This is a genomic window from Flavobacterium sp., assembly GCF_043760115.1.
GTDB lineage: Bacteria > Bacteroidota > Bacteroidia > Flavobacteriales > Flavobacteriaceae > Flavobacterium.
Window position 1 is genome coordinate 1 of sequence record NZ_JAYUPK010000041.1, and the last position, 8,955, is coordinate 8,955.

2 protein-coding genes and 1 pseudogene are annotated in these 8,955 nt (G+C 30.1%); all 3 read right to left on the reverse strand.

The features are described from left to right. Positions 1-1,761 (reverse strand): annotated as a pseudogene (locus tag ACH2BC_RS03570) (hypothetical protein); the annotation flags it as partial. A 271-nt stretch (positions 1,762-2,032) separates the two neighbouring features. After that, complete coding sequence (locus ACH2BC_RS03575) at positions 2,033-6,649, reverse strand: fibronectin type III domain-containing protein (protein ID WP_395052612.1); 4,617 nt, start codon at positions 6,647-6,649, stop codon at positions 2,033-2,035. A gap of 176 nt (positions 6,650-6,825) precedes the next feature. Then, positions 6,826-8,955 (reverse strand): T9SS type A sorting domain-containing protein (locus ACH2BC_RS03580; RefSeq protein ID WP_395052613.1); only part of this gene is annotated, 2,130 nt, incomplete at its 5' end.

Here is an 8,955-nt window from a genome sequence, read left to right on the forward strand (position 1 = left end):
ATTCCAAGTTCCAGTAATTCCTTCCAAAGAAGTAGAAGGCAAAGCTGGTGGAGTTGTTAAATAACAAACATTCGGAATTGGATTAAATGTTGGAGTAACGTTAGGGTTTACAATAACATTTATAGTTGTAGTTGTTGCGCACAAACCAGATGTAGGTGTAAAAGTATATGTTCCAGAAGCTGTATTACTAATTGTTGCAGGATTCCAAGTTCCAGTAAATCCATTATTTGAAGTAGATTGCAAAGTTGGAGCTGTTGCATTTTGACAAATTGGAGCAATTGCGTTAAACGTTGGAGTTAAGTTTGGATTAACAGTTATGGAAGTAGAAAATGATGTTGCACATTGACTAGCATTATTTGGTGTAAATTGATATGTTGTTGTAGTAGTATTATTAACAATTGATGGATTCCAAGTTCCAGTAATTCCATTGCTAGATGTTGTTGGTAATGCAGGAATTGCTCCGTTTTGACAAATAGATGATGGTAGTGTAAAACTTGGAGTTACAATAGGAGTAACATTAATTGTAACAGTTCTTGTATTTGCACATTGTCCGCCATTTGCAGTAAATACATAACTTCCAGATGTTGTATTGCTAACAGTTGCTGGATTCCAAGTTCCGACAATTCCATTATTAGAAGTCGTGTTTAAAACTGGTGGAACAGAGTTGAAACAAATAGCAGCAGGAAGCGTAAATGTTGGATTTACGTTGTTTACAACAAAAATAGTTTGAACAAATGAATTGGCGCATTGGCCAGCATCTGGTGTAAAAGTATAAAAGAAAGTTCCTACTGTAGAATTATTTACTGTTGCAGGATTCCAAGTTCCAAGAATTCCATTTGTAGATTGACCAGGTAATAATGGTGGAGTTCCAAAACGGCATAAACCTGGATTTAATCCTTCAAAAAATGGATCTATTTTTTCTGTAATAGTTACACTTGCTGTAGTTTGCGAAGAAGAAATTGCTCCGCAAGAATCAGTAACAATTAATGAATATGTTCCATTATTAGATAACGTTACATTTGTAATAGAAGGATTTTCAGCAAGTGAAGTATATCCATTTGGTCCAGTCCAAGAGTAAGAATATGGCGCAATTCCATTTGCAGGATTTGCAGTTAAGGTCAAATTGTCTCCTTGACATAATGTGGTTGGTAATGCAACTGGATTACAAGTTGGATTAGCAATTGTAAAATTTGCTTTAAAATTGGCTCCAGAATTATTTATTGTATTTGTGGTTTCACAAGTTGAAGGGTTTGAATTAGATCCTGTGTAATCATAGTAAATTTCTAAAGTATAAATTCCAGGAAGTAATGTTGCAATAAAATCTTGATTTATAGAATAATTTTTCCATTTTTGATCGCCATTTCCACAAGGTCCAAAACCATCATCAAATGTATTTGTTCCTAAATTACAGTCGGTTACTGTAGCTAATGCAATACTATTAAATGTACCAGTTGGAGCTGATGCTGCTGGATATACTCTCCATAATAAGCTTGCGCTACAAACATTTCCTAAAGCGTTTTTAAAAGTTTTAATTTCTGCACCAGTTATTCTTGCACAAGTACCATTTTGTCCAAAAGTTCCTAAATTTAATCCGTCAAAATTTTGAGCACTTGCATCAGGATTTATTTGTTGAATTGGTGCACTAGCGGTGGTGTTATAAATTGTACCATTTATTTTAACTCCACTAGCAAACGATCCAAAATTTTGGCTAAATGTAAATACGGTAAAAAGTAAAAAAATTAGGGAATAAATCTTCTTCATGTTTTTGATTTAAAATTAATTCCATAAAATTAGAACGTAAGCATTGGTAGATTTGTTGGGACAAATAACGGTGCAAGATATTGTTTTTTTTAGTTTTAATTAACTAATATTTTAGCGCTAAGATATAAAATCGTTGTACTACATTAAGTATCGATTAAATATATAATTAACAACCTTCTTAACAATTTTAGGATAAAAAAAAATTTATTTTAAAATGAAAAATCTCAACCTAATTTCTTAGGTTGAGATATTTTAACATAAAAATTAAAATCTACTCTACAATAAGTTTTTTAACTTCTTTAAGTAAATTATCATTTGTAATTTCTACTAAATACATTCCTTTAGAAAAATTACTAATGTCAACTATAGTTTCGTTACTATTTATATTAGAAATCGATTGAATAGTTTTTCCAATCATATCATAAATAACTATGTTTTTTAAACTAGAATTATCATTTGATAATTTAATTTGAACAGAATTAGTTGCAGGATTAGGAAATAAATTAAAACTACTAGTATTAAAATTAGCATTTGCTAAAGCAGAAACAAATTCTGTATTGAAAGTATTTGTAACAATTGCTGGATTACTATCAAAATATATTGATGCAGTATTTGGAATAACATCTCCAACTGTAAAACCTGATTTTAATTTTACTTTAAATGTTATATAACCTTTTCCAATATTGGTATCAGCCACTGAAACAGGAAGTTGAATGTTATTAAATCTCCAAGTTAATCCAGTTGCAACTCTGTCCATTGTATAATTATGACTTGAGCTAATCATTTGTAAGGTAGTTTCATCAATTTTAGAATCTAAAACATCGGTAACGCTAACATTTATTGCACTTGCATTTCCTGTATTTTCAAATCTAATGGTGTAATATAAAAAGTCATTTTGATTGAAACTAGAAAATAAAATTTTCTCTCCATGAGACTCCATTTTATCATTAGGATCATAAGCTGCAATAACTCCTTGTGTTAACGAACTAGAATTGTTAGAAACAACAACATCATCTGTAAGCGGAACAATTGAAGCAGTATTGGTTAAAAGTTGACCAATAGCAACTGTTGGTATTGGTGGAACTTGCATTGTAATTGTAATTTCTCTAGATTCAAATGGTAATAAATTTGAAAAATCATAAGTAAAACCATTTGTAATACTTGAAGTTCCAACTTGTGATATAGAAGAAATTGTTGTTTCGTTGTTGTTGTTAAATGTTACTGTTCCAGATGGAATTGTTTGGTTTCCAACATTAGCATAAACTAGTTTGTTTTTATAAGATGTTCCTGCTCTTGGAGCGTTAAAAGGTACTAACACAACGGCTAAATCATTATAATTTTGGATAATTGAAATCGGAAAATTATAAGTAATCATTCCACCACCAATAATAACATTTACATTACTATACGAAGCATTTGAAATAGAATACATTGAGCTATATTCAGGATTTATGGTATAATTAAAATCATATGAATTCGTTCCACTAATATCATAAATATTATAGATTCCTGTTGGAGCAATAACATTATGTAACTCTCCATCGTTTACAGCATGATGAAACTGTCCAAGCGGAAAATTAATTTCATCATTATCTTGACTTCCATTACTATTGGTATCTAAAAACGCGTTTAATCTTAAACCAGAACAATCAATTGCTCCTGTTGAAGTTGTATTCATATTAATTCTTATAAAACCTGGTTGATTACTAAAATTAGTAACCATTAATAAATAATATTCTCCAACTTGAGCATTTGGTATAATTGGATATTCTACTGGTGCAGCAGAATAACTACAACTTACAGTATTACTTTGGTTTAATCCTGTTGTACAAGGAGTAACTGGATTTGTAAACGGACCATAAACAATATAATCAACATCTAAATTATTTGTTGTAAAATTTATTGTGGTGCTTTGTTCTATAGTTAAATTTAAAGTTCCTGCTGTACTAACTGGTAAATAAAACCAAGTAGGATTAGGTGTTGAACCTAAACAACCATAATTATTTCCGTTACCAGTTTCGGCACTAATACCTTGGCGAGTATTGGTAAATGGAACTCCAAGTGCACTACATAAAGAATTTGCCAAGTTGCAATTGTAAGCTAAATTACAATTAGAATTTGCTGCCAATTGTAAGCTATAAATTTTATCACAACCATTTTCTATAGATTCTCTAATAAAAATAATTGTTGATGCATTATTTATTGAAACAGAATAAACAGTTGGATTAGTAATAGGTGAGCTTGCAATTATTGCATTTGTGTAAGATGCATAATAACTTAAAGTGTTGGATGTAATTATTTGAGGATTATTAGTTAAATCAAATATAACAAATCCATCATTATTATCATCACATTGACCAATTGCTGTTAGTGAAATTGCACCTAGTACACTTTGAGAAGTAAGTGTAAAATTTACTATTTGCGAATGTTGTGTTGATATTTTATTAATTCTTGCAAAAATAGTTTGGGTTGTATTTGTAATGCAATATGAATTTGGTAAAGCATTTATTTGATTAGTTGCATCACTTGAAGAACCATAATAAGTAATTGTTAAATCAGATGAATTTGTAGTTCCTAAAATATTTGGAGTATTACTACTTAAATCAAAACAATTTGTTCCAGAATCTGAACAATTTGTCATATTTACTGCTTGCCCATTTGTTAAATTACAAACTGAAGTTGTAAATGATAAAGATGACCAACTACTAAAGAATGTTGAGTTACAATAACTTCTAACATATATTTTATAACCTATTCCACAAGTTAATCCAGTTGCTTGATAAGAATTGGTAGAAAGCATAATTCCTGAAGACGAAGCAGTTGGAAATGGCTCACTCGAAGGCAAAACAATTACTTCCCATTGTGTTGATGAATTTGCATTCCAATTAAAATTAGTAGTTCCAGCAGTATTTGAAATTACTGGAGCAGTGCATACTGTTGGCGATAATATTAAAGGAGATGACCAAAGACTAATATCATTTGCACTGCAAACAGATCTAATATATACTTTATGAATTATTCCTGTTAAACCTGTGATTACAAAAGGATTACTAGTCGTTAAAGTTCCAACTGCTGTAGTATTTGGTACTGGTGCAGTTGATGGTAATACGATTATTTCCCATTGTGAAGCGTTTCCAGTTTCGGTCCAACTAACAGTTCCACCAACATATGTTAAATTTGTTACAGAATTTAAAATTGGTTTTGGACAAGTTGGAGGTAAACCACAAGTAACATTTGCATTCCATCCAGCTTTATTTATAGATGAATCACTTTTAAATCTAAATGTTAAAGAACCATCAGTACTTGTAGAAGTAAACGGACCAGGAATTGTTGTTCCAGTAAATGCTCCAGGTACACTTCCACCAACTGTTCCGCTAGAAATTATTGGAGAATTTATAGAACTTCCGTTGTAAACATACAATCCGTCAAAATTATTTTCTGTATCATACGAAGTAAATGTTACTGTTACTACTTCTCCAGCATTTGTTGGATTAATTGTTACAGTAGAATCTGAACTGTTATAATAAAATGCATTTAATCCTCCATTATCTATGAATGTTCCGCCACAAACAGGTGTTTCTAATGGTGGAGATAAAGTGGCAAAAACGATATTAGTCCAAGCAGAGTATGTTTGATTTGTGCAATATGCTCTAATATAAAATCTATAAGAATTTCCTAATATTAAATCTGATATTGATACCGTATTATTTGTAGTTGAAATCCCAGTTGTTGGTTGAGTTGTAACTGAAGTTAATTGAACTGCATATTCCCAATGATCAACACTTGTACTATTTAACCATGAAAAAGTTGCTGCTGTATTTGAAATATTTGAAGAAACAATTTGAGTAGGTATTCCACAAGAAACAGTCGTTGTAAATGTTATTGGAATTGACCAACCAGAAAATGTTTGATTAGTACAAATAGATCTTACATACATTTTGTAATTTGTATTGGAATTTAATCCAGTTATTATAGCAGCATTTGTAGATACTGTAGTTCCGGATGTTGGTATTGTTGTTAATGATGCCAATTGAACAGCATATTGATATCCAGAAACGTTTGTATTATTTGTCCAGCTAAAATTGGCAGAAGTAGAAGTTATATTCGATGCAACAATAGAAGTAGGTGCACTACAACTGGCTGGCGTAGTAAAACTAAAAGGAGCAGACCAAAGACTGTAACTTCCATCGCTGCAAACTGTTCTAACATAAGCTTGAAATGATGTTCCAGAAATTAAATTTTGTACTGGAAAATTCACATTGGTAGATGTAGCAGTTCCATTTGTCGGTATAGCACTTCCGCTTGAAACTACAGCTACTTCCCATGAGGTTGAACTACTTGGATTGTTCCAAGATAAATTAATAGAATTTGAAGTCAACGAACTCGATGTTATTTGCGAAGGATTTAAACAATTGGGTGTATTTTGAATTTGTAATGAATATCCAACCGTTTGTGGTGTTGCATTGGTAGAAATTGCAATAATATAAGTATGACCTGCTAAAACTGATAACTGTGGAATCTCTCTTAAAGTTGATCCAGAGTTGGCAACTCCAGCGACACATGCTACGTTAATATTAGAACATCCGTCATAAACAAAAATTCCAGACCAACCAGCCAATGGCGTTAATCTTATATTTAAATTTTCGTTTACTGTTGGTGTATACGAATAGAAAACATCGTTTCCTGTCATGTAATTTAAACCACTAACACAAGTTGTTGGTTGTGTCACATCATAAGTATCACCATAATTGGAAGTGTTATCAGATGTTTGATAAGGTAGTGACGCTATTGCTATTGGATTAGAACAAGTAAATCCTACTTGAGAATAACTAGAAAAAATAGACGAAAAAATAATCGCGCAAAGCGATAAAAGTAATTGTTTTTTCATATTTGTTTTGGTTTTTGAGATTCAAATATACATTGATTTTTAATTAGTTGTACATTAAACGTTAAATTATTTTTTTTCAGTTTAACAGTACCAATAAAATTAATACTTCACAGAAAATAAAAAATCTCAACCTAATTTCTTAAGTTGAGATTTTATAAAATTTTAAGTGTTTAAAATTATTCTACAATAAGTTTTTTAACTTCTTTAAGTAAATTATCATTTGTAATTTCTACTAAATACATTCCTTTAGAAAAATTACTAATATCAACTATAGTTTCGTTACTATTTAAATTAGAAATCGATTTAATAGTTTTTCCAATCATGTCATAAATAACTATATTTTTTAAACTAAAATTATCATTTGATAATTTTATTTGAACAGAATTAGTTGCAGGATTAGGAAATAAATTAAAATCACCAGTATTAAAATTAGCATTTGCTAAAGCAGCAACAAATTCAGTATTAAATGTATTTGTAATAATTGCTGGATTGTAATCAAAATAAATATTGGCAAAATTTGGAATTACATCTCCAATTGAATATCCAACATTTGGCTTAACTCTAAACTGAACAAAACCTTGACTTAACTGATTATTTATTGATGTTGGAGGTAAACTAATAGCATAAAAATTCCAAATTAATTTATTATTTTCTCTTCTAAAATTAAATGGATGACTAGCATTTAAAACTTCAACAGAATTTGCATTTAACGATGCATCTAATAAATCTTCAATTCTAATAAATTGTGTGTTTGCAGTTCCTGTATTTTCGAATCGTATGGTGTAAGTTAAATAATCGTTAGAACTAAAATTACTAACTACAATTTTTTCTCCATGAGATTCTGTTTTGTCATTTGGATCATAAGAACCAATTACAGTTTGAGTTAAACTAGATGAGTTGTTGGTCGGTATAACATCACTAAGTGGTTCAATTGTTACAGAATTTGTTAAAAGTGTTCCCAAACTTATTGTTGGAATTGTTGGAACTTGCATTTCAATATAAATAGAACGTTGTTCAAATGGTGCTAAATTTGTAAAATTATAACTAAAACCATTTGATAAAGCTGTAGTTCCACTTTGAGAAATGGAGTTTAAAATTACATTATTATCTTTTGTAAAAGTTAGCGTTCCAGAATTTATATTTTGAGCGCCATTATTTTTATAAATTATTGTGTTACTGTAAGTAAATCCTGGAATAGGATTATTATTTGCAATAAGTTGTACTTCTAAATCATTGTAAACTTGAAGTACAGAAATTGGAAAAAAATATTCTGTAATACCACTATTTGGAGCTATTGAAATGTTATTGTAAGTTGCATTAGAATTGTAATATCCAACAAGATTTGAATTTAATACAAAACTTAAATTATAAGAATTGGAAGGATTATTACTAAATATTGAATAATTACCAGAATTACTATAACCATAATATTGAGTACTACCGTTATTTATTGTGTATAAAAAATTTCCATTATTAAAAACAGTATCATCAGTATCTTTAATTCCATTATTGTTAGAATCTAAAAAAGCAATTAAAGACAAGCTGTTTTCGCATTGCCCATTGATGGTACAATCGGTTGGGTTACAATTTATATTAGAAATCCAACCAGATGAACTAACTGATGCATTACTTACAAATCTAAAAGTTAAACAACCTTCTGGATTTGATGATGTAAACGGTCCAGGAATTACATTTCCCCAAAACCCTCCAGAAATTCCTCCAGGAACATTAAAAGCAGAATTTCCGCTAGATATTTGAGGAGAATTAATTGAAAATCCATCATATACATACAAAGCATCAAAACCACTTTCAATATTAAATTCTGTGAAATTAATTGTTAAAATATCACCAGCATTGTCTGTACATATTGTAGTAGTAGTATCAGAATTATTTAAATAATTAGAATTTACTCCACCATTGTCAGTAAAAAATCCACCACAACCATTTGGAAGAGTTGGTGTTGTAATACTTAATGGAATTGACCAATCGCTTTTATTTTGAGAAGAACAAACTGATCTAACATAAAAAGAATAACAAGTATTAGAGTTTAAACCGTTAAAAATAAATGGATTACTAGAAGTAGTTGCAAATCCACTAGTCATTGCAGTTGGTGTTGAAGAACCACAAGTTAAAACTAATACTTCCCAAGAAGTTGCAGATCCAGTTTCTGTCCAAGATAAATTTACAGCATTTGAACTTAAATTTGAAGCAGATAAATTATTAGGAACAAGACATGAACTTGGGTTGCAGTTATTTTGGTTAACTATTGTAATTGTGGCTGTACTACTGTCACTTTGGCAAGGTAA

Excerpts from the sequence above, each read along its gene's own strand:
- ACH2BC_RS03575 (WP_395052612.1), bottom strand. The coding sequence starts at position 6,649 with ATGAAAAAACAATTACTTTTATCGCTTTGCGCGATTATTTTTTCGTCT.